General features: G+C 41.2%; 20 protein-coding genes. 18 read left to right on the top strand and 2 right to left on the bottom strand.

All coding sequences use genetic code 11. The features are described from left to right. The first annotated feature begins 70 nt into the window (after positions 1-70). From xylA to I6N96_RS06885, 9 genes are all read left to right on the top strand, one after another. Positions 71-1378, top strand: a complete 1308-nt coding sequence (gene xylA / locus I6N96_RS06925) for a xylose isomerase (RefSeq protein ID WP_209556835.1) — start codon at positions 71-73, stop codon at positions 1376-1378. An 18-nt stretch (positions 1379-1396) separates the two neighbouring features. Next, positions 1397-2677, top strand: a complete 1281-nt coding sequence (locus I6N96_RS06920; protein ID WP_209556834.1) for an ABC transporter substrate-binding protein — start codon at positions 1397-1399, stop codon at positions 2675-2677. A gap of 173 nt (positions 2678-2850) precedes the next feature. Beyond that, positions 2851-3714, top strand: coding sequence for a carbohydrate ABC transporter permease (locus tag I6N96_RS06915; protein ID WP_202061403.1), 864 nt, complete (start codon positions 2851-2853; stop codon positions 3712-3714). Continuing rightward, entirely contained in the window at positions 3711-4535 is an 825-nt protein-coding gene (locus I6N96_RS06910) for a carbohydrate ABC transporter permease (protein ID WP_209556833.1), read from the top strand. The genes I6N96_RS06915 and I6N96_RS06910 overlap by 4 nt, the downstream gene beginning before the upstream one ends. A gap of 9 nt (positions 4536-4544) precedes the next feature. Further along, the gene (gene yicI, locus I6N96_RS06905) at positions 4545-6830 is read left to right on the top strand and encodes an alpha-xylosidase (RefSeq protein WP_209556832.1); all 2286 of its coding nucleotides are present in this window, start codon (positions 4545-4547) and stop codon (positions 6828-6830) included. Positions 6831-6846: 16 nt separating this feature from the next. Continuing rightward, positions 6847-8283 carry a glycoside hydrolase family 1 protein gene (locus tag I6N96_RS06900; RefSeq protein ID WP_209556831.1) on the top strand — a complete coding sequence of 479 codons (1437 nt, stop codon included), beginning with the start codon at positions 6847-6849 and terminating at the stop codon, positions 8281-8283. A gap of 400 nt (positions 8284-8683) precedes the next feature. Beyond that, a complete protein-coding gene (gene xylB, locus I6N96_RS06895) occupies positions 8684-10186 on the top strand; it encodes a xylulokinase (RefSeq protein ID WP_209556830.1) in 1503 nt (500 codons plus the stop codon). A gap of 14 nt (positions 10187-10200) precedes the next feature. After that, complete coding sequence (locus I6N96_RS06890) at positions 10201-11070, top strand: ROK family protein (RefSeq protein ID WP_209556829.1); 870 nt, start codon at positions 10201-10203, stop codon at positions 11068-11070. Between the two features lie 73 nt (positions 11071-11143). Further along, complete coding sequence (locus I6N96_RS06885; RefSeq protein ID WP_209556828.1) at positions 11144-11554, top strand: VOC family protein; 411 nt, start codon at positions 11144-11146, stop codon at positions 11552-11554. Between the two features lie 220 nt (positions 11555-11774). On the opposite strand, the gene I6N96_RS06880 is transcribed toward I6N96_RS06885, so the two are convergent. Then, positions 11775-12884, bottom strand: a complete 1110-nt coding sequence (locus I6N96_RS06880) for an ABC transporter ATP-binding protein (protein WP_209556827.1) — start codon at positions 12882-12884, stop codon at positions 11775-11777. 320 nt (positions 12885-13204) lie between these two features. Next, the gene (locus I6N96_RS06875; RefSeq protein ID WP_209556826.1) at positions 13205-14062 is read right to left on the bottom strand and encodes a helix-turn-helix domain-containing protein; all 858 of its coding nucleotides are present in this window, start codon (positions 14060-14062) and stop codon (positions 13205-13207) included. A 399-nt stretch (positions 14063-14461) separates the two neighbouring features. Here I6N96_RS06875 and I6N96_RS06870 point away from each other — a divergent pair, with 399 nt between their 5' ends. From I6N96_RS06870 to ahpC, 9 genes are all read left to right on the top strand, one after another. Then, complete coding sequence (locus I6N96_RS06870; protein WP_209556825.1) at positions 14462-15136, top strand: response regulator transcription factor; 675 nt, start codon at positions 14462-14464, stop codon at positions 15134-15136. After that, a complete protein-coding gene (locus I6N96_RS06865) occupies positions 15124-16284 on the top strand; it encodes a sensor histidine kinase (RefSeq protein WP_209556824.1) in 1161 nt (386 codons plus the stop codon). Before I6N96_RS06870 ends, I6N96_RS06865 begins: the two co-directional genes overlap by 13 nt. 71 nt (positions 16285-16355) lie before the next feature. Next, positions 16356-17231, top strand: coding sequence for an ABC transporter ATP-binding protein (locus I6N96_RS06860; protein WP_430650134.1), 876 nt, complete (start codon positions 16356-16358; stop codon positions 17229-17231). Then, positions 17228-18460 (top strand): ABC transporter permease subunit, encoded by a 1233-nt coding sequence (locus I6N96_RS06855; protein WP_209556822.1) that lies wholly within the window; start codon positions 17228-17230, stop codon positions 18458-18460. Before I6N96_RS06860 ends, I6N96_RS06855 begins: the two co-directional genes overlap by 4 nt. Beyond that, positions 18444-19067, top strand: a complete 624-nt coding sequence (locus tag I6N96_RS06850) for a hypothetical protein (protein ID WP_209556821.1) — start codon at positions 18444-18446, stop codon at positions 19065-19067. Before I6N96_RS06855 ends, I6N96_RS06850 begins: the two co-directional genes overlap by 17 nt. Positions 19068-19655: 588 nt before the next feature. Then, on the top strand, positions 19656-20780 hold the full coding sequence (locus tag I6N96_RS06845) for a tyrosine-type recombinase/integrase (protein WP_209556820.1): 1125 nt from the start codon (positions 19656-19658) through the stop codon (positions 20778-20780). 186 nt (positions 20781-20966) lie between these two features. Continuing rightward, the gene (locus tag I6N96_RS06840) at positions 20967-21428 is read left to right on the top strand and encodes an RpiB/LacA/LacB family sugar-phosphate isomerase (protein ID WP_209556819.1); all 462 of its coding nucleotides are present in this window, start codon (positions 20967-20969) and stop codon (positions 21426-21428) included. Between the two features lie 252 nt (positions 21429-21680). Beyond that, complete coding sequence (locus I6N96_RS06835) at positions 21681-22136, top strand: hypothetical protein (protein WP_209556818.1); 456 nt, start codon at positions 21681-21683, stop codon at positions 22134-22136. A 479-nt stretch (positions 22137-22615) separates the two neighbouring features. After that, on the top strand, positions 22616-23176 hold the full coding sequence (gene ahpC, locus I6N96_RS06830) for an alkyl hydroperoxide reductase subunit C (protein ID WP_202061443.1): 561 nt from the start codon (positions 22616-22618) through the stop codon (positions 23174-23176). The last annotated feature ends 83 nt before the right edge of the window (positions 23177-23259 follow it).

The following is a 23259-nucleotide window of genomic DNA, read 5'->3' as shown; positions in this document are numbered from 1 at the left end:
TATTCTTCTTGTAAGTTAGTTTAACTTACTAACTAACTATAATCAAGTCATTTATAGGAGGAATCTAATAATGAGTTACTTTCCACAGGTAGAAAAAGTTCGCTATGAAGGACCCGAGACAAAAAATATGTTTGCTTTTCGTCATTATGATCCAGCAGAGATGGTCATGGGGAAAACAATGAAAGAGCATTTGCGCTTTGCAATAGCTTATTGGCATACAATGACTCAGGATGGTTCAGATCCATTCGGAAAACCGACGAATCAGCGTGATTGGGAAGCAGCAGCACCGATGGAAACAGCCAGAAACAGAGTAGAGGCATTTTTTGAAATTTTAACGAAATTAGATGTTGAATATTTTTGTTTCCATGATGTAGACATTGCCCCAGAGGGTGACTCTTTAGAGGAATTCTTTAAAAATATCGATGAAATCACTGATTTGATCAAAGAAAAAATGGATCAGACAGGTATCAAGCTTTTGTGGAATACAGCGAACATGTTTTCACATCCGCGCTTTGTCAATGGAGCTGCCTCTTCTAATAATGCGGAGGTGTTTGCCTATTCTGCCGCACAGGTCAAAAAAGGCTTGGATATCAGTAAAAAATTAGGCGGCGAAAACTATGTATTCTGGGGCGGTCGTGAAGGCTATGAATCTCTATTGAATACAGATATGAAGTTTGAACAGGACAACATTGCCAGATTATTCAAGATGGCCGTTGCTTACGCAGAATCGATTGGACATAAGGTTCAATTCTTGATCGAGCCGAAGCCAAAAGAACCGACAAAACATCAATATGATTTTGATGCAGCAACAACAATGGCGTTTATTCAAAAATACGATCTGGAAAATGATTTTAAATTAAATCTGGAAGCCAACCATGCGACCTTGGCAGGCCACACATTTGAACATGAACTGAATGTTGCCCGTTGTTATGATGCGCTGGGATCGATCGATGCCAATCAGGGCGACATGCTTTTAGGCTGGGATACAGATGAGTTCCCAACAAATATTTACGATACAGCATTGGCAATGTATGAGATTCTTGAGAATGGTGGTATTGCACCAGGAGGAATAAATTTTGACTCGAAGGTTCGTCGTTCTTCTTTTGAAATGGATGATTTACTATTAGCACATATTGCTGGAATGGACACATTTGCCAGAGGGTTGAAAGCGGCTGCAAAGCTGAAGGAAGATCGGTTCTTTGACGAACTGAAAGAGGAGCGCTATCGCTCTTATACAGAAGGGATCGGCAGTAAGATCGTTGCTGGTGAAGAGAACTTGGAAACATTGACAGCTTATGCACTTGAACACGATGAAATTGTTATGACGTCTAGCCACTTGGAGTATGTGAAGTCACGTTTCAATGACTATTTAGTATAAGCAAAGGAGAGAAAAAGAATGAAACGAGGAAGAATGCTTTTTTCAACAGTTGTTTTAGCTGCAGCAGGATTGATGTTAGGTGCTTGTGGATCTGGTGGTTCCGGTTCGAGTGCGGATACTACCGTTGATGTATTCAATATTAAGGTAGAAACAAAGGATCAGTTGGAAGATTTGGCAAAGAAATATGAAGAGAGCCATGAAGGAGTCAAGATCAATGTAACAACTGTCGGCGGCGGACAAGATGCCAATGCAGCACTGCAATCTAAGTTTTCTTCAGGGGACGAGCCAAGTGTTTTCCTTCTTGGCGGACTGGCTGATGTGGATAAGTGGGGCGACAGCTTGGCAGACCTGAGTGATACAAAGCTTGCTTCTACAGCAATCGAAGGAACACTAGATGGTGCAACCTCTGATGGAAAAGTCTACGGGCTGCCAATGAATATTGAAGGGTACGGTTTCTTGATCAATAAAGAGTTGTTTGAAAAGGCTGGAGTCGATGTCGATGCTATTGCATCTTACAGTGACTTCGAAAAGGCTGTAAAAACATTGGACAGTAAAAAAGATGAGTTGGATATGAAGGCTGTATTCGGCTTCAGTGCAAAAGAATTTTGGGTAGTCAGTCAGTACAGCTCACATTTCACTTCTCCTGAATTTGATAACAATTTACAGGAGGTCTATGACGCACCGACAATCGACTTTACTTATGGTGATCAATTTAAAGAGTATACGGATTTGATCAATAAATACAACGTTCAGCCAATCCTATCTCTTGACTATAGTACGTCTGTTGAAGAAGACTTCGCGAATGATCAAGTAGCGATCATTCATCAGGGAAACTGGATTATTCCAACATTGAACAGCTTAGATCCGGATTTTGTTGAAAATAAACTGGGTATTCTTCCTCTTTATGTAACATCTGAAACAGATGGGAAAATTGCTGCCGGTGCACCGTGGTACTGGGGTGTGAACAAGAACAAAGATGAAGAGGTTGTTGAAGCAAGTAAGGATTTTCTGGAATGGATGTATACAGATGAAGAAGCGATGAAGGTTATCACGGATGAGATGGAATTTATACCTGCGTATACGAACTTCTCAGCAGAGAGCTTACAGGATTCAACATCAGAAGCAATCTTTGACTATGTTTCAGATGGAAAAGCCGTTCCTTGGGTACACAATCAATATCCGGATGGGTACTCACAAACACAATTTTACCCTGAATTCCAGAAATACCTGAATGGTGATATTTCTTGGGATGATCTGATGAAGATCGGTAAAGAAGAGTGGGAAAAGGATCGTAAATAGTTTTCATACTAAAAATAATTTTTGATAGAAACAGTTGAGAACAAAGGTTGGCTTCATGGATAAGTGCAGGCAGCTGGATGATAGAGAGCGAGAAAAAGGAAAATAGGTCTCGCTCTTTCCCAATTGCTTTGTCAAAAAATGGGAATTGTGATAATCGAGAGGGGGATACATCAATGAATAACCGGTCAAAAAGTTTTTGGCTTTTTCTAGCACCTAGTTTGCTTGGAATGATAGTTGTATTATTCATACCATTGCTCACAGGTGCTTATTATTCGCTGACCGACTGGAATGGGATCAAGGTCGATCAGTTTTTAGGCTTGGAAAATTATCTTCGGGCGTTTCAAGATGAGCGCTTTTTAAACAGTATTTGGTTTACGACGAAGTTCTCTGTTGTAGCTATCATTCTTGTAAATATTATTGGTCTGGGATTGGCGCTTCTGGTCACTCAGAAGGCAGATAAGCTGAACAATGTTTTCCGAACGGTCTTCTTCATGCCGAATCTGATCGGCGGGATCATTCTTGGGTTTATCTGGCAGTTTATCTTTATCAAAGCTTTTGCTGCAATCGGTGATGCAACAGGGATCGAGTTTTTCAAAGGCTGGCTTTCGACGACGGGTACGGGCTTTTGGGGATTGATCATTCTCTTTGTTTGGCAGATGAGCGGGTATATCATGATCATCTACATCTCTTTCATCAACAATATCCCGGATGAAATGATAGAAGCAGCTGAGATCGATGGTGCCACAGCTTGGCAGACGTTTTGGAAAATCAAGTTCCCGATGCTGGCACCTGCATTTACCGTCAGCCTGTTTCTGACATTATCTAATGCTTTTAAAATCTATGATCAGAATCTGGCTTTGACTGCCGGAGGACCATTTGACTCTACGCAGATGGTGGCAATGAATATCGTTAATGAGGCCTTTGCAGTTCGGAATATGGGCTATGCGCAGGCGAAAGCAGTGATTTTCCTAGTTATTATTGCGGTTATTTCAGTGGTTCAGATCAGCATTACCAGAAAACGGGAGGTCGACCTATGAATAAGCAGAAGAAAAGAAAAGCATTGGGAATCAAGATTGTGGGCCTGCTTCTGGTGCTGGTCTGGCTATATCCGTTTTATTTGATTGTTATCAACTCATTCAAAACAAAATCAGAGATTTTTAAAAATACCTTGAACATTCCGGAGCAGTTTACATTGGAGAATTATCCAGTTGCATTTGAAAAGCTGGATTTCTTCAAAAGTGCGATGAACTCCGTACTTATTACAGCAGTATCACTATTTGTGATCGTGATTTGTACCTCAATGGCTGCTTACGCTCTTTCAAGAAATAAGAGCAAGCTTAGCGACCGCTTGTATTTTGTCATAGCGATTGGTCTTCTGATTCCATTTCAGGCGATCATGATTCCATTGGTTTCCTCCTTCGGAAAGGCGAATATGCTGAATCGTCCGGGGCTGGTCATCATGTACTTAGGCTTGGCAAGCAGTATGGCTATTTTCCTCTATTTCGGTGCATTACGGGGGATTCCGCAATCGCTTGATGAGGCCGCGACAATTGATGGTGCATCAAGATTTCAAATTTACTGGCATATTATTCTGCCTTTACTGAAGCCGACAACTGTGACAGTGATCGTGCTGAACTCAATCTGGTTCTGGAATGACTACTTACTGCCGTCTCTGGTTATTAATAAAGAAGGTATGTACACGATTCCACTGAAGATGTTCTATTTCTTCGGTCAGTACTCCAAGCAATGGCATTTGGCTTTGGCAGCATTATTCATTGCTATCATTCCAATCATTATTCTCTACGTGTTCTTACAAAAGTACATTATCAAAGGCATTTCAGACGGTGCCGTAAAATAGGAGGTCAACATGAGATTTACAGATGGATATTGGATGACAAAAGAAGGCTATACGATTCAGTCGCCCAAGGAAGTTTTTACCAGTCAGGAAACCAAAGACAGTGTCACTTTATATGCGCCTTACAAAGCTGTTAAGCAGCGCGGTGACACACTGAATATGGGGATGAGTACAATCACATTGACCAGCCCTCAAGAAGACATGATTTCTGTAAAAATTGTTCATCATGAAAAAAATAATCCGGGTCCGAATTTTCAGTTGGAAACGAGTGAAAATACTCCAACGATTGAAAAGAATGCAGAAAGGGTATCGATCCAGTCAGGTGCCTTACGAGCAGAGGCTATTCTTAATGATAAGTTTCGGCTTCGTTTTCTAGGCGATGACAAGCTGCTGACTGAATCCAAGTTGGGTGCACAAGGAGAAATCGTTCGTGCTGATGGTGCTCATTACATGAGAGAACAGCTGTCTTTAGGCATCGACGAGCTGATTTATGGTTTGGGGGAACGCTTTACACCATTCATCAAAAACGGCCAAAGTGTTGATATTTGGAATGAAGATGGCGGTACCGGTAGTGAGCAGGCGTATAAGAATATTCCGTTTTATATGAGTAGCAACGGTTATGGTATTTTTGTCAATCATCCTGAAAGAGTCTCCTTTGAGGTTGCTTCTGAAAATGTATCGAGAGTGCAGTTTAGCGTTGAAGGAGAAGCGCTTGAGTATATCATTATTTATGGACCATCACCAAAAGAGATTCTGGAAAAATATACGAATCTGACAGGGAAGCCTTCTTTACCGCCTGCGTGGTCATTTGGCTTATGGCTGTCTACTTCGTTTACAACAGATTACAGTGAAAAAACTGTGATGAGCTTTATCGACGGCATGCTGGAACGTGATATTCCTCTAGAGGTCTTCCATTTTGACTGCTTCTGGATGAAGGCATTTGAATGGTGCAGCTTTAAGTGGGATGATGATTTATTCCCAGATCCGAAAGGCATGATTCAGCGTATCCATGATAAAGGGATCAAGGTTTGTGTGTGGATTAATCCGTATATCGGTCAGAAATCACCCTTATTTGAAGAGGCAAAACAAAAGGGGTATTTCTTGAAACAAGCGGACGGGAACGTCTGGCAGTGGGATATGTGGCAAGCAGGTCAGGGAATCGTTGATTTCACGAATCCGGAAGCTGTGAAATGGTACCAAGGTCATCTATCTGATCTTTTAGACATAGGTGTAGACAGCTTTAAAACAGATTTTGGTGAGCGGATTCCAACAGATGCGGTGTATTTCGACGGCTCTGATCCCCAAAAAGCCCATAACTATTACAGCTACTTGTACAATGAAGCCGTCTTCTCTCTGTTAGAAGAGAAGAAAGGGAAAAATGAAGCCGTTTTGTTTGCTCGTTCCGGAACAGTTGGCTCACAGAAATTCCCAGTTCATTGGGGTGGAGATAATCTTTCTGAATATGTTTCTATGACAGAAACATTGCGGGGCGGCTTATCCTTCCTGTTGTCGGGCTTCGGCTTCTGGAGTCATGACATTGGCGGCTTCGAAGAAAATGCTTCGGCAGATATCTACAAGCGCTGGACACAGTTCGGTTTACTTTCTACTCACAGCCGATACCATGGGAATATCCAATATCGTGTGCCGTGGTTGTACGATGAAGAGGCTGTTGATGTAACAAAAACATTCACGCAATTGAAGCTTCGATTGATGCCGTACCTGTATCAGCAGGCTGTTTATACAGCGAAAAGCGGTGTGCCGATGATGCGGCCATTGTTTATGGAGTATACACAGGATCGAAATGCTTATTATGTAGATAAGCAGTATTTCTTAGGCGATTCATTGATGGTCGCCCCTGTATTTACAGAAACCGGTGAGGTGGACTATTATCTTCCGGAAGGAAATTGGACACAGCTGTTGACCAATGATTACCGCCAAGTTTCTGAAAATGGACAATGGATAAATGAAACACATGACTATTTACATTTGCCTGTCTGGGTAAAAGAGAATACAATTTTAGTGACAGGTCATAATACACAGATGAGTGTGGTTTACGATTATGCCGATTCAGCAGCGATTCACTGTTATCAATTATCTGAAGGAACACACCGTCAGGAAATTGTGAACAGTAATGGAGAAGCTGTAGGGAGCTTTATCGTCGAACGTCAAGGAAGCCAGCTTCAGATACACGCGGAGGGCTTGACTGGAAACACACAGATGTATTTCCACGAGAAGAATCAAGTGAAAGAAGTAGAGCTGACTGCGGCGAAAATGACCATTGACCTGATCTCAGAATAAATTGGAGGACAAGCAAGTGGAGCATAAACAATTGGATCAATTTCCAAAGGATTTTTTATGGGGTTCAGCCTCAGCTGCCTATCAAGTAGAGGGCGGCTGGAATGAAGATGGGAAAGGTGTTTCAGTCTGGGATGAGTTCGTTCGAATCCCGGGAAAAACCTTTAAAGGAACAAATGGCGACACAGCAGTCGATCATTACCATCGTTATAAAGAAGATGTTGCTCTGATGAAGGAGCAGGGATTGAAAGCTTATCGATTTTCTGTGGCTTGGACTAGAGTTTTTCCAAATGGTCGGGGCGAAGTCAATCAAGCGGGTCTTCAATTTTATATCGATCTTGTCGACGAGCTGTTGAGAAATGAGATCGAACCAGTATTGACGTTGTACCATTGGGACTTGCCTCAGGCACTTCAAGAGGAATACCAAGGGTGGGAATCCAGAAAAATCGTTGAAGATTTCACCAATTATGCGACGGTTCTATTTGAAACTTTCAAAGGAAAGGTCAAGTATTGGGTCAGCTTGAACGAACAAAATATTTTTGTTTCTCACGGCTATTTGATGGCCAGCCATCCACCAGCTGTTCAAGATCCGAAAAGAATGTATCAGGCAAACCATTATGCGAATCTGGCAAATGCTGCGGTGATTAAGAAGTTCCACGACATGAATATCCCCGGAATGATTGGACCAAGCTTTGCTTACGGACCGAACTATTCCTTTAATAGTGATCCGAAAAATGTACTGGCATCAGAGGATGCAGAGGATTTGAATGCGCATCTCTGGTTGGATGTTTATGTCTTTGGGGAGTACCCGATTGCTGCACTTAAATATCTTAAAGAACAAGGCTTGGCACCAACGATCGAAGCTGGCGATATTGAGCTGCTGAAAGCGGGGAAACCTGATTTTATCGGTATTAATTATTATCAAACCAATACAGTTGCTTTCAATCCGCTTGATGGTGTTGGGCTAGGAAAAATGAATACGACAGGAGAAAAGGGATCAACAGAAGAATCCGGTACTCCTGGAGTATTCAAGCGTGTGGAGAATCCATTTGTTGAGCGGACGAACTGGGATTGGGAAATCGATCCGGAAGGTCTGCGCATCGGTCTGAGACGCCTGACTAGCCGTTATCGTATGCCGATACTGATTACTGAAAACGGCTTAGGAGAGTATGATCAGCTGACAGACGAGAAGGAAATCCATGACGGTTATCGGATCGACTATCTGAAGCAGCATATTCATGCGATTCAAGAAGCTATCACAGATGGAGTCACTGTTTTAGGCTATTGCACATGGTCTTATACAGACCTGCTTAGCTGGCTGAACGGCTATCAAAAGCGTTATGGTTTTGTGTATGTAGATCAAGATGAAACTCAAAACGGCTCTTTAGCCCGGTATAAAAAAGACAGCTTCTATTGGTACCAAGAAGTTATTCGAACAAATGGAGAAAAAAGATAAGAACCGGCAGGGGAAATGGAGCTGTTTTGCTCTTCACGGGATGTGTGAGTGTTGAATTATGCCTCACACTTTACGGAACGCATATGCCGCAGAATGATTACAGGTAGTCCATCATCAATCTGACCCATCACTCAGATAGCTGCTTGTCGGCTATTTCCCCTCCTTTTGTAAATAAGTGAAAGATTGGAACAAAAAGGATGAGGCAGAAGTATCAAGCCTTCAATGATAAGACGAAATTTCGGTTTATTGTTGGAGAAGCTGCTTCCGTCTCATTGTTTATTCTCAAGTGAAAAGCGTTAATGACGGGAATTTTTTTGCGTCTTTGACCTTGGAAAAAACGAAATAAACGGTATTCCATCTTTTGTGATGATAAGAATAAAAAGCAGACAGGAGAGAAAAAATGAGTTATGTAATTGGGATCGATCTTGGAACTGGATCAGTGAAGGGGATTGTCTTGGATAAGAGCGGGACGGTAATTGAGCAGGCAACGGAAAATTATCCATTGTTTCATCCTCATAAAGGATATAGTGAGCAGAAGCCGTCCGACTGGATCGAAGGAACGAAAAAGGTATTGGCGACGCTGATCAACAAACTGCCGCAACTAAAAACTGAGCTTGCAGGGATCAGTATCTCCGGACAAATGCATAGTCTGGTTTTATTAGATGAAGACGGACAGCCATTGCGGAATGCAATTCTGTGGAATGATGTGCGGACAACAGCACAATGTCGAGAAATTACTGAGACTCTTGGCGCGAAGCTGTTAGCAAAAACAAAGAACCTTGCATTAGAAGGATTTACTTTGCCTAAGCTGCTCTGGGTAAAGGAGCATGAGCCGGAAAATTGGAGCAAATCAGCTCGTTTCTTATTACCGAAGGACTACCTAGCCTATTGGCTGACAGGAAATCAACAGATGGAGCTGTCTGATGCTGCCGGAACTTTACTGCTGAATGTAACAGATGAGAAATGGGATATGGAAATCGCAGAGAGCTTTGGTATCTCAGAAGAAATGCTGCCGCCGTTGGTTCAGTCGATGGATCACGTGGGAAATATCCAACCGATTATTTGTGAAGAGCTGGGGATCGAAGGAATCGTTCAAATCTTCGCTGGCGGTGCAGATAATGCTTGTGCGGCTCTGGGTGCAGGGATTGTTGAAGAAGATCGTGCAATGTGCAGTATCGGGACATCAGGTGTATTTCTATCCTATGAAGGTCAGAAGGAACAACAGTATCATGGAAAACTGCATTATTTTAATCATGTGATCAAGGATAGTTATTATTCGATGGGTGTGACGCTGGCAGCCGGACAAAGCCTGACTTGGTATAAAGAAACATTTGCTTCAGATGAAACATTTGATCAGCTGATCGTTGAAGCGCAGGGGAGTAAAACAGGAAGTAATGGCCTCTTGTTTACTCCGTATATCATGGGGGAACGAACACCTCATGTTGACAGTCAAATTCGCGGCAGTTTTATTGGTATGGATGCCGGACAGACACGAGCTGATTTCACCCGAGCTATATTAGAGGGAATCACGTTTTCTTTGAAGGACAGTCAGGAATTGATGCAGGAGATTGCCGGAAAAGAATTTACAGAAGTGATTTCAGTTGGAGGTGGAGCGAAAAGCGCCCTTTGGCTGCAAATCCAAGCAGATATCTTCAATACAAAAATTCGTACGCTGAAAACAGAGCAGGGACCAGGACTTGGGGCGGCAATGATTGCAGCGATGGGACTGGACTGGTTTGATTCTATTGAACAGTGTGTCGAAGCCTTTGTAGACTATGAGAAAGAATACCTGCCGATTCTTGAGAATGTGCAGGCGTATCGGGAAATTTATGGGATTTACAAGCAGGTTTATGGTCAGACGAAGGAGCTTTGTCATCAGCTTTTAGCAGTCAACAGGAGATAGCGGGAGGTACGTTTATGGGGATTTTAGCTTTTGATATTGGTGGAAGTGCGATAAAGTATGGGTTATGGGAAGCAGATCGTTTGATTGGACAATGTGCTGTTGCACTTCCGAAAAGCTGGAAGTGCATGAAGCAGGCTCTAGATGATGTGTTTAAAGAGTTTAGTAAGACATATGAAATAACAGGGATAGCCTTGAGTGCACCGGGACTGGTCAATGAAAAAATCGGACAGATCCAAGGCGTCAGTGCCGTTCCTTATATTCATCATTTTCCAATTCAACAGGAGCTGGAGGCATTGTTTTCTGTGCCTGTTACAATGGAAAATGATGCGAATTGTGCAGCATTGGCAGAGGTTTGGCAAGGAACAGCCAAGGATGTTGAGCATTGCTTGTTCTTTGTGATTGGAACAGGGGTCGGCGGTTCCGTAATCATCAATCGTAAGCTGTTTAAGGGGCAGAATCTTTTCGGCGGTGAATTCGGCTATATGTTTTTGAATGATTCAGCTTCCCTAAGTGATTTAGGCAGCTCTGTTAAAGCAGTCAGAAAATACAATCAGTTAACGAAGAAAAGTATTCACGGAAAGGAACTGTTCGAACTGGCTGAAGCAGGAGATCCTCTAGCAGAAGAAATTACGGGGCAGTTCTATCGGGCAGTAGCAACAGGGATTTATAACTTGCTTGTCTGCTTTGACCCGGGGCTCGTGGTATTAGGCGGCGGTATTTCTGCCAATCAATCAGTGGTGGAACAAATCAAAAAACAGCTGAACAGAGTACTTCTGGAAAGAAGTGTGACAGATATGGATTACAGGATCGAAGCATGTACTTTTGGTAATGATGCGAATTTGGTTGGTGCCGTGTATCATCATATAGAATCAATTAAAAGCTGAAGGAGCGGTTAATTGGTATGAATCTGAGAGAGCTGATAATATGAAGCTATCTTAGACAAAGGAGCTGTAACGAATGGCACAATCAAAAATCATTCCCTTCCTAACCTTTCCGGAAAAAGCAGAAGAAGCAATGAAATTCTATGAAGCAAGTTTTCCAAACGCAAAAATCACACGCTTGGTACGCTATGATGAGAATGTTCCTAATGCATCACCGGAGCTGATTGGTAAGGTCTTAAATGGCAGCCTTGATCTTCAGGGACAGGAAATATTATTTATGGATATGGATACTGCGAATGCACCGGCATTTAGCTGGGCAATGTCGATTTATGTAAATTGTGAAGATGAATCGGAATTTGATGCTGTTTTTGGCAGTCTCTCTACAGAAGGAACCGTCATGATGGGGCCGGAGCCTGTTATGAATTTACGGAAAGTAGCTTGGGTCACAGATAAATATGGCGTGACCTGGCAATTGATTTGGGAATAAGTAATCAAAAGATAAGAGTTAGCAGAACACCTAGTTGGAGGTCTGTTGACTCTTTTTTTAGATTCCACAATTTCCAGAAGTGAAATTGCGTTAGTCAGAATCAGAAACAGTGATGGGGATTGAGATACGTGACAACAAAGTAGTGAGTGCCGAAGAATGATCGTTTTATCCATCAAAAAAGACCTCCCGCCGAAGCAAGAAGGTCTAGGGGACCCGTTGATTAAGGTAATGTGATAACTAATTCTGAATCTTTGTCGAAGAAATGACTCTTATTCAGGTTGAATGCTAAATTGATTGTTTCACCTGGTGTATGCAATTCACGTGCATCGACTTTAGAAACAAATTCATGATTGCCTACCTTCGTATAAAGCATTGTTTCTGCTCCAAGTAATTCAGATACAACGATTTCAGCACGAACAACTGTTTCAGGTGCTGCTTCAAGAGCAATCGGCTCGCTGTGGATATCTTCCGGACGAATCCCGAATACCACTTCTTTGCCTTCGTAGCCTTTTTGAACCAGCATTTTATTTTGACCTTCAGGAAGTCTTAAGTTCAAGTCTTTTCCATCGGTAATCACACCATTGTTCAATGTTACATTGAAGAAGTTCATTGCAGGAGAGCCGATAAAGCCTGCTACAAAGATGTTTTTCGGTGTGTCGTATACTTCTTTAGGAGAACCGATTTGTTGAACGATTCCGTCCTTCATGATAACGATTCTATCTGCCATAGTCATTGCTTCTGTTTGGTCATGGGTAACGTAGATTGTTGTTGTTTCTAAACGGCGGTGCAATTTAGCGATTTCAGCACGCATGGCAACACGCAATTTTGCATCCAAGTTAGATAAAGGCTCATCCATCAAGAAGACCTTTGCATCACGTACGATGGCACGTCCCAAGGCAACCCGCTGACGCTGACCACCGGAAAGTGCTGCCGGTTTGCGACTTAAGTATTCTGTCAGGCCAAGAATATCAGCAGCATTTTCTACACGTTTTTTGATTTCAGCCTTGTCGTATTTACGAAGCTTTAATCCGAAAGCCATATTGTCGAATACAGTCATATGCGGATATAATGCGTAGTTCTGGAATACCATTGCAATGTCACGGTCTTTAGGTGCTACATCATTCATCACTTTGTCGCCGATGATCAATTCGCCTTCTGAAATATCTTCCAGACCTGCGATCATACGAAGTGTTGTTGATTTACCACATCCAGATGGTCCTACGAATACGATGAATTCACGATCCGCGATATCTAAATTAAAGTCTGTTACTGAATATCTTTCTGCATTATCATATTTTTTATGGACGTTTTTTAAAGCGATTTCTACCATGAGTGTCTTCCTCTTTTCTCTTGTTTTGATAAATTTAGTATATCTGAAAGCGGTATCTTTCAACAATGGTATTTTGCCCAAGAAACACTTTGAAATTTCGTCAAAGTGCCGAAAGAGTAAAAATACTTGTGCAATAAGCCGAATATTCAAGAGGAAAATGGGCAAAGTGCTGATACAGTGTCCCTTTATCCCCTTCACTTAAACGTACAATGTTTTATCCTTTCTACCTGAGAAGGAAACAAGGCAGCGGTATTTTTTGAGATATTAATAGAGAATGGACAGAACACCCTCGCTAGGGGGCGCTCTGTCCATTCTCTATTTTAATGATTCAACAGCAGATAGCACAGGATAAGATCATCCGTGTTTTTCAGCTGCATACCAGTATTTTCCTGAAATTTCTCCAATCGATACTGCAACGTGTTTCGATGCATGAACAATTCCTTCGCAGTAGAGCTCAGGTTTCCCTGATTGGTCCACAGGGCTTGAATGATTTCTCTCATTTCATCGTCGATTCGCCAAGCATTCTTCATTGAGCGGGTTAAGCTGCTTTTAGCAAGGGCATCCTTGGTGAAATAGTGGAGCGCCACATCTGCAATGCCGAATACTGTCTTACGTTTGATTTGTTTCCCTTCTTCTTTAAAGATCGCCTGCTCCTCTTCAAAAAGCACAGCCAATGCTTCCGAGCTGTCATGGAACCCGCCGACAAATACGCGGCTGACAGTTTCAAAATCATCGTCAAGGGTCAGAAAGATTCCTTCCAGTTCATCTTTGTTTAGAGAATGTTTTGCGTGTTTCTCTACAAGAATCGCCAGCTGAGGTGTTAGAAAAAAGAAATCTACCGTGTTTGAGAAAATACCTTCGATATGTTCCTTCCATGCATCGACTAAGAAATTTTTCGATGTTTGAAGCATGATTTGAATGATACGAAACCGCCCTTTTTCTTCGATCTGTTTTTGATGGAACAGGATTTGATACCAAAGGTGCTCCTCGTTTAATTCAAAGGGGGATGCTTCAACAGTAAAAAAAGTAAATAAAGCGATTTCTTTTTCTGATAGAGAATTTTTGGTGATCCAAAGATACCCATCTGAGTCTGGGACAGATAGATAGGCTTGATCTGTAGATGGATAGCTGTGATGTTCAGCATCGGGATAAATCATTTGCAAGTCGGTTCTATTCAAAGTCAAACACCTCATTTATTGTTTAGCTAAACCTTCGATTTTTTTACAGAATTTCCATTGTTTGATGAATCGATGATTTTAGTCATGATATTCAGAAAATAATTGTTGGAATAAAAACAGTCTATCACAGACGCTTCAAAAAGGTAAGTGTTCTTGAAGGCGCTTCTATTTTTGGAATTAGAAAACGGCACGTAAAAAAGAGCACAGGTAGTTTAAATGAGCTTTTCCGAGATGCTTCATTTTAGTAATGACTTGGGTTAAACAATAGAAGGATGAACAGAAAGTATTTTTCTAAAAGGCTTCTTTTTTCACTGATTATTGATTTGATTATGTAGTGAAAATATAGAGAAGCTAACGGTATAATGAAGAGGACTGTAAAAGAGAGCAAAGGTGAGGAAGATGCAGAAAAAATTATTGATTATTGATGATGAAAAAGACTTGCTTGAGACACTGAAGACCTATTTTGAGCTGTCTGATTATTGTGTATATACTGCAGAGAATGGAACAGAGGGACTGCAGCTTTTAAATAAAAAACCAGATCTGATCCTTCTGGATGTTACGATGCCGGAAATGGACGGTATCAGCTTTTGCAAAGAAATCAGAGAAGTCGTTCATGTTCCGATTATTTTTCTTTCGGCAAAGGTGGATCAAACCAGTCGGATGGAAGGTTTAGTTGCAGGTGGGGATGATTATTTGTTGAAGCCCTTTAGCTTGGAGGAATTGGCATTGCGTGTAGCGATCCATCTTCGTAGAGAGAATCGCATTCAGATGGAGGAGTCTGTTGCGTACTTTGGCGAGCTGGGCTTTTTCTATCAGCGCAAAGAGATTCGCTGCAGCGGAGAAGCGATTCCTTTGACGAAGACAGAGTATGAAATTGCAGCTTACTTGTCAATGAGAAAGGGGAAGGTTTACGGTAAGGAACAGATCTATGAACATCTATGGGGATTTGATAAAGAAGGCAACAGTGAAATCATCACTGAGCATATCAGAAGAATACGAACCAAAATAAAAAAGGTCTATGGAAAAGAAGTAATTCAGACTGTTTGGGGGATGGGGTACAAATGGATTGGCTAGATGAACAACTTCAGAGTATCCGGTTAACTAATAAGGGCTTGTGGAGCAGTCTTCTTCTTTATCTTTTCGGTGGTCTGCTGCTGGCTGTCTTTGCATATGGTCTGACTGTCAGCTTTTGTGTGGGGTGGGAGCGTCTGCTATTGGATGAGTCACAACCAATGGAGCGTTTTACTGATATCTTCCTTCGCTCATATACGTTACCTGTTCCGCGAAATGTAGAAATGCCAGTTGCGGTTCTTCGGACGGTTCGCCAGTTCAACTTTATTGTCTACATTCTGTTGGCTGTTACTTGGAGCAGCCGCAGATTCTATAAGGATAAAATCTGTCAGCCTCTTCTTATCATGTCGGAAACGATCAAAGGGATTCAGCAGAAAGACCTGTCTGTTTCCAGTTATTATAAAAGTGGTGATGAATTTGAGGAGATTTGTTCGGGGATGGAAGAAATGCGCAGGCAACTGATTGAGGATCAACATCAGATTGTGGAGCTTCATGAAGAGCAGCGGCAGGTCAATGCAGCGTTTGCCCATGATATTCGAACGCCGTTGGCAGTGATACAGAATAACGTGGAACTGATCCGAGCTTTCTATCCCTCTGGAAAAATGACGGAGGAAAGAATGGCGGATTCGTTAGAGAAAATCGATAGACACCTTCAACGATTAAAGGATTTCACCTTTACGATGCAGGAAATTCAAAAAATTGATGAAATCGATTTGGTTAGAGAGTATCAGAAAACAGCTGTATTGGCGCAAACGGTTCATGAAATTGGTAAGGCGCTTATTGATAAGGAGTTCAGTGTTCAACTAGTGGAGCCGATGCCGGATTGGATAACAATCGATTTACAGATCATTTCTCAGGTGGTGGAAAACCTCTTGGCGAACGCAAATCGTTTTGCAGAAAGGGAAGTACGAGTGATTCTGCAGGTGGATAGCGGATTCTTGTTCTTGTTTGTTCATGATGATGGAAAAGGTTTTTCAAAAGAGGAAATCAGTAAAGCGACCACGCCGTATTATTCTCAAGATAAATCAGATCACTTTGGTATGGGCTTGACGATTTGTCAGGCTTTGACGAAAAAGCATGGAGGAGTATTACGGTTGTCGAATGCAGTGAACGGCGGGGCAGTGACTTCCGCAACTTTTATTATCACATAGAGAAATTATAGATAATTATTGTATATGATGGGTGCAGAAATAAGAAAAGGAGTGAAACGATGAGTATCGAAATAGAGAAATTCAATCAATACTATGGGAAAAAACAAATCCTGCATTCCATCGATCTTAAAATAGAAAAGGGGATGTACGGTTTACTTGGTCGAAACGGTGCCGGAAAATCAACGCTGATGAAAACATTGGCAACGCTTCTTCCATGTAAAGAAGGCGAGATCGTGATGGAGGGGATTCCAGTACAGCATCAAAAGGAGATTCGTTCAATCATCGGTTACCTGCCTCAGGATTTTTCCATGTATGGGAATATGAGTGTTTATGATGTGCTGGATTATCTGGGGATTTTATCAGATATGAAGACAACCGTAAGGAAGGAAAGAATCAAGCTCGTATTGGAACAGGTCAATTTGACTGTTCATAAAAAAACAAAGGTCAAGGCGATGTCAGGCGGGATGCGTCGACGTCTGGGGATCGCGCAGGCATTGCTGCATGATCCTAAAATCCTGATTGTTGATGAGCCGACAGCGGGGCTGGACCCGGAAGAACGCCTTCGCTTCAGAAATCTGTTGGCCGAAATCGCTGACCAGAGGATTGTTCTCCTTTCTACTCATATTGCCGGAGACATCGAGGCGGTTGCTGAAAATCTGGCGATTCTTGATCAAGGAAAAATCATTTATTCGGGAACCGTTGCACAGCTGCTGCATTTGGCGGAGGGCCATGTTTTCACAGTGCGGATTCCAAGAACGGAGTTGGCTGCAGTGAAGGAACAGGTTCAGGTTATTGCTTTGTACCAAGAAGGCTCTCATATCGATGTGCGGTTCATTGGTAAGAAGATGAGGAAAATCATGGAGCATCCTTTACTTTTAGAGGCAGCACCAACACTGGAGGATGCGTACCTTTATATCCTGCAGCAAAAGGCAGGTGTTGACCGATGACTCTTCGTTTATTAGGAAAAGAGATGAGGCTGACTGCCGGCAGTCTTACCTATTGGCTGATTGTTGGAATCATTGGCCTATTCATCGTGACACAGCTGGGAATGGATCTGACGATGATTCGTGAACCGAAAAAAACTGACGAATCCTACGGTGTGACTCGAACAAATGATAAACAGCTGATTCAACAGCAGACTTATGGAACGCTGTATCTGGAAGCTCATTCTGAGAGCTACAGTACGTATCCGTTAGGATTTTTCAAAGGAGTACAGCTTAATGAAGAGGAGCAGGAAAAAATACAAGCGATTCTTGAAGCTGCCTCAGGCTTATCTATGGCAGAGTTGGAAAAGGAATATAGCGAGCAAATGACGCAGAAAATGGCTGAGTCATCAGAGAATAGTATGAATACTGCCGACTATGAGTTTCCTTTAAAGGAGACAGCTTCATATCAACTATTTGAACAGGACATGGTTCAGGTGGTAAAGCTGTTGGGCCAAGGGTCCTCTTATGAAAAAGAGAGTTATTTGCGTGCAGCCACGGAGCCGAAAACATATGAACAAGCGATAAAAGAATATCGACAGATTGCTGAAAAGGATCGAGTGACTGGTGCCTATGCTCGTATCGTGTGTGATTATTTTGGTATCATTTTAGGAATTGTTCCAGTTTTTCTTGGTGCAACGGTCATTTTAAGAGATAGGAGGGGACAGGCAGAGCAAGTTATCTATTCCAGATCGATTGCCTCTTTGCGTCTGATCGCCAGCCGTTTTATCAGTACAGCTCTATTGCTTTTGATCCCGGTTCTGTTGATCAGTCTGCTGCCGGGGATACAGTCATTGGTGATTGCAGGGAAGCTAGGTATCAACGGTGACCTGATTCTCTTTTATCAGTACATTTTAGCTTGGTTGCTGCCTACTATTCTTTTTGTTACTGGGATGAGTTTTTTCATCACAGAGCTTTTTGGAGGAATTGCAGCAATCGCTGTTCAGATTCTTTTCTGGCTGCTGTCTATTTTTTCCGGCTCTTCTAGCGGAAATCTGACTGGTGAAGTAGGATGGAATCTAATTCCACGGTTCAATAAAGTGGGAGAACGTGCTGTTTTTGATGGAATTTTTGAAGAATTGGTTAGGAACAGGCTGTTCTTTGCCGGCATGGGTATCTTGCTGTTTCTTTTGACCGTCATTGTCTATGATTACAAGAGAAAAGGAGGACGATTGTTTGGTAAAGGTGCGTAGTGTAGCTGAGACATTTATTCGCTGTCACTATTTACGTTACATGCTTGGCGGGGTTCTTTTTCTGCTTCTGCTGCCAAGCATTGTCAGCTTGGAAAATTTGGATATGTTTCAAAGCGCCAAGGTACTGGAGTACTGGTATTCTCTGATTGGGCTATTGCTCCTATTTCCCCTCTATCTGCCGGATAATGAGGAAGAAGCGTTGGCAATCATCAGATCGAAGCGAACTTCATACAGTTGGATCGTCTGTGTTCGATTGATAATCGAAAGTGTATATGCTGTCTTTTTGTTGATACTTCTATTAATTATGATGAAACATGGTCATTCTACTTTTTCCGTGGCTTATTTTTTGATAAGAGGTAGTGGAGCTGCGTTCTTTCTTGGTGGCCTATCTGCCTTGGTTTTCGCTGTAGTTAGGCATCCTGTTCCGAGTCTGCTGGTACCGTTTTTCTACTATTTAGTCAATATGATGAATAAAGAAGAGTACTTTGGGTACGTTGATTTGTTCTCTGTCGCTCAAAACAGCTGGCTGTCCGGTCTCACTCAATTATTGACTGGCTGTTTATTGTTTTGGATAAGTATTTCACTTACAAAGAAAGCGAAATTATAAAAATAAAAAGAAAAAGTGAAAAAAATTATTCTGCCTACTTTTTTTGTTATATAAATATCGGTGTTACCGCTGAAATGGATAACCTTTCTGTTGAATAAACAGTGAGATTATCCATTTTTTTATTTTCAATTGTTAAGCAACTCCAAAAGGTAAATGTGAATATTATTTGATATTTTAATAGTTTTAGTGAAATTAGTTTTAGTATTCTTGTAAAAAACGCTATATAAATATAGAATATAATAAATTAAAAAAAGTGGATTGTTTAAAAATATTTATTGATGACTGTTGATTCCATAAGGGCACCTACAGCAGTCAGTTGGGTCAAAGGTCATAACGAAATTTTACACAGTATCTCAATCATCTATTTCATTTGTTGTTTTGCTCTTGATGCTGTTTAGTGAATACTTTTCACTGAGCTTTATCTTTAACAAGAATGATGATGCAAAGCTTTTCAAACATTTAGTGATGGGTTCATGCTGTTTAAATGATACGACAGCATTCTCCCTGTATCTTTTAACTGTGTCGGAAAGTAAAATATTTTAAGGCATCATTTGAGCCGAAAATATAAGTTGTAAGGAGAGAACGTTTGTGGCACGAAGAGGAGAAAATATTTATAAGCGTAAAGACGGCCGTTGGGAAGGTAGATATGTCAAATCAAGAGACACAAAAGGGAAAATTATTTTTGGGTATGTGTATGCAAAAAAATATACAGATCTGCGAAAGAAACTCTCTTTGAAAAAGGCCGAATACTCCAATAAGGTCGATGAACAGGATTTATATGATGGCACCGTAGCGGAGTGGATGAACTATTGGCTGGATTATTTGATGGCGAAAAAGATCAAGGATTCCACCTATTCGAATTATCATGGTAGATTGGAGAAGCATATCAATCCCTATTTTCAAGCTGTTCGTCTAACCGATTTGACCACTGCGAAGGTGGAAGACTTTATTCATCATTTGATAGCACTTGGCTTATCTGCAAAAACGATACATTGTATTATTAATATCTTGAAATCAGGTGTCCGTAAAGCAGTTCTGGAAGGGCTGTTGGTCAAAGACCCTTGCGTAAGTGTTATTTTGCCTAGATTGAAAAAGACGTCGGTGTCGGCATTGACGAGGATCGAACAGGAATGCTTGGAAAGAGTTGCGTGGCAGGATGCAGAATGTTCACCGGTCATTCTTTCTCTGTATACAGGAATGCGTATTGGAGAAATCAGTGCGTTACGTTGGCAGGATATCGACTTCACGGCAAACGTTATTTCAATCAAGCATACCCTGCAGCGTATCTCGGTATCAGATGGGGGAAAACAGCGAACTAAGGTGATCATCAGTCAGCCTAAGACCGGAAGCTCTCAACGAGCCATTCCTCTTGCCAAAAATCTGAAGAGCTACCTTTTAGACAAAAAAAGAGGATCTGTTTCAGAATTTGTGATTTCTCGCGGTCAAGGGTATGCCGAGCCGAGACTGATCAACTATAGATTCAAAAAATTAATAAAAGCGGCAAATATCGAAGCGGTAAATTTTCATTCTCTGAGACATACCTTTGCTACACGTTGTGTCGAGGAAGGAGTGGATATTGCCACTCTCAGTAAATTGCTTGGGCACACCTCAATCAAGCTGACATTGGATACTTATACGGACTCAATGTGGGAAAACCGCCAAAAAGCTGTTTCACTGCTTGATCGGAAAATCAAAAAGAGTAGTGCCGCATAATTTACATGGTAAGTATCAGGTTGTACATGATATAGTCAATTTCTTCAAGTTCCATTATTTTTTTAGCACAAGTTATTTTGGGTATCAAAAAACAGGTTGGGATGAATAATGGCAGAAATCCTTGGAATTTACGTTATTCTTATTTTATAAGAATGAAATGAATCGAAATTTCAGGGAGGGGTATGGATGCGAATTGGGATAGGAAATGATCACTCGGGTTATTATTTAAAGAAAACTATCAGCTATTATTTGAAAGAGCGAATGTACGACTATATTGATTTAGGGACAAAAAATGGATTTGAGGCAGTCGAGTACTCGAACTGTGTAGAAAGTATCTGTCAAAGGATTCAACAAAAGGAAATCGACAGAGGAATCCTAATTGGCGGTACTGGGATCGGTATGTGTATTTTAGCAAACAAGCATCAGAATATTCGAGCTGTATTGGTGCAGGATGTTTTTTCAGCCAAAGCAGCCAGAGAGAAGTATGATGCGAATGTCCTCTGCTTGGGAGAGCAGATTTGCGGAGAGGGGAAGGCGCTGCTGCTCCTTGAGACATGGCTGCAGGCAGAAGTACAAAAAGATCGCGATGGCTGGCGGTCGTCTATTTATCAGTTTGAACAGCCAAAACAGCCGCAATTTTTCAGTTAGATATGATAAATAACTGAAAAATTTGTTGTGGCAACTCGTTGCAGAAAAACAGATCAAGTCAGAGCATGGATTGAATCAGTTAGTAATTTTGTTATAGATAAGAGCTCAACAATATGTACAGATGGAAACCATAAAAAAATGGACTGTCTGTACTTTTTCATTTTGACAGATTATTAAATGATATGATAGAAGAAAACAGAGCAGCGAACCATTCATTACGAGATGGAAGGAACGCAGATAGAGGAGGATCAGATGATTACACCGGCATACCCCAATCAACGAAGACATGAAGGGATTTTAGAGGAACTAAAAAGACAAATAATTGAGTATCCCCATTACATCTATTTGGAAGAGAAAGAAATTTTTTCTGCGGAACAGCCGAGAATCGCCAACCCCTTAGATTGCTATGAAGTGTTCGCAGCATCGCCGAATACAGTACTTTTTTGGAGCTCAAAGACTTGTTTACACTCAACAAAAGCTATATATAGAATGCAGGATCGAACGGTTTCATTTGATCTGGTGATCGACATGGCCCAGGAGGATTTCAATTGGGTATTCAGAAATTTATGTCTGGCTGCTTTTGGTGTTCGTTTTGGCTTAAAGCAAAAGGTTGAGTGGGTCAAGCTACCGAAATGCTTTGCAGAACCGCTTCATCCAAAGATGATCGTTGAAGGAGAATTCGTTCGAATGAAGCTTGAAGATATGTAAATAGATGAATCCATTAAACGAATGCCGGTAGTGCTTACGTCCTTTGTTGTATACTTGGATCAAAGGTCACTTATCGTGTGATGAGCAGTTAATAGGAGTTATATAAAAAAAATTTTTCAACAGATCTTACAGCATTTTTTCACTTAAAACCAACGTTAAATACTGAACAAAATGATAAAATACTTACTCCTTCTTTTTGATAATCACTCTAAGAAAAGATAGAGAACAGAATAGGGTAATTGAGAATGTGGGTTGCTTAGTGAGAAAGATAATCTTTTCACAAACTCGTTGTTTAACAGGTTTAGATATTCTTAATTAGAATGATTACAATTTTTTAACAATTATAATTTCTCCTTGACTTTCTTTCCAACAACAGTGATAATTCTAATTGTAATTTCATTTTATCTTTGTTGGAAAATGGGATTCAACTGAAGATGTTACTAATTAACAATTATTATATTATCGGGAGGAATTTTATTATGTCATTAATTGGAAAAGAAGTAGAAGAGTTTGCAGCGAAGGCGTACCACAACGGAGAGTTTATCGATGTATCATCAGAAGATTTCAAAGGGAAATGGAACATTGTTTGTTTCTACCCTGCTGACTTCACATTTGTATGTCCAACGGAATTAGAAGATCTGCAAGAACAATATGCAACACTAAAAGATTTAGGTGTAGAAGTTTATTCTGTTTCTACTGATACTCACTTCACACATAAAGCATGGCATGACCATTCAGATGCAATCGGTAAAATCGAATACATCATGATCGGCGATCCTAGCCATAAAATTTCTCAAATTTTTGATGTATTGGATGAAGAAGGTTTGGCACAGCGTGGAACATTCATCATTGATCCTGATGGAATCGTACAAACAGTAGAAATCAATGCAGACGGAATCGGCCGTGACGCAAGTGTTTTGATCGACAAAATCAGAGCTGGTCAATACGTGCGTAAAAATCCAGGTGAAGTTTGCCCTGCGAAATGGAAAGAAACTGGTGAAACACTGAAGCCTAGTCTTGATCTTGTAGGTAAAATCTAAGTAAGCTCGCTATAAAGAATAACAGTCAAAACAGCTGCTGCAGCGAGAAAATCAATGTCAGCGGCTGTTTTTTATAAGAAAAA

Source organism: Enterococcus larvae (assembly GCF_017830045.1).
In the GTDB taxonomy this organism is placed as follows: domain Bacteria; phylum Bacillota; class Bacilli; order Lactobacillales; family Enterococcaceae; genus Enterococcus_L; species Enterococcus_L larvae.
The sequence above is the reverse complement of the archived record's forward strand: the minus strand, read 5'-3'. Positions and strand labels throughout refer to the sequence as shown.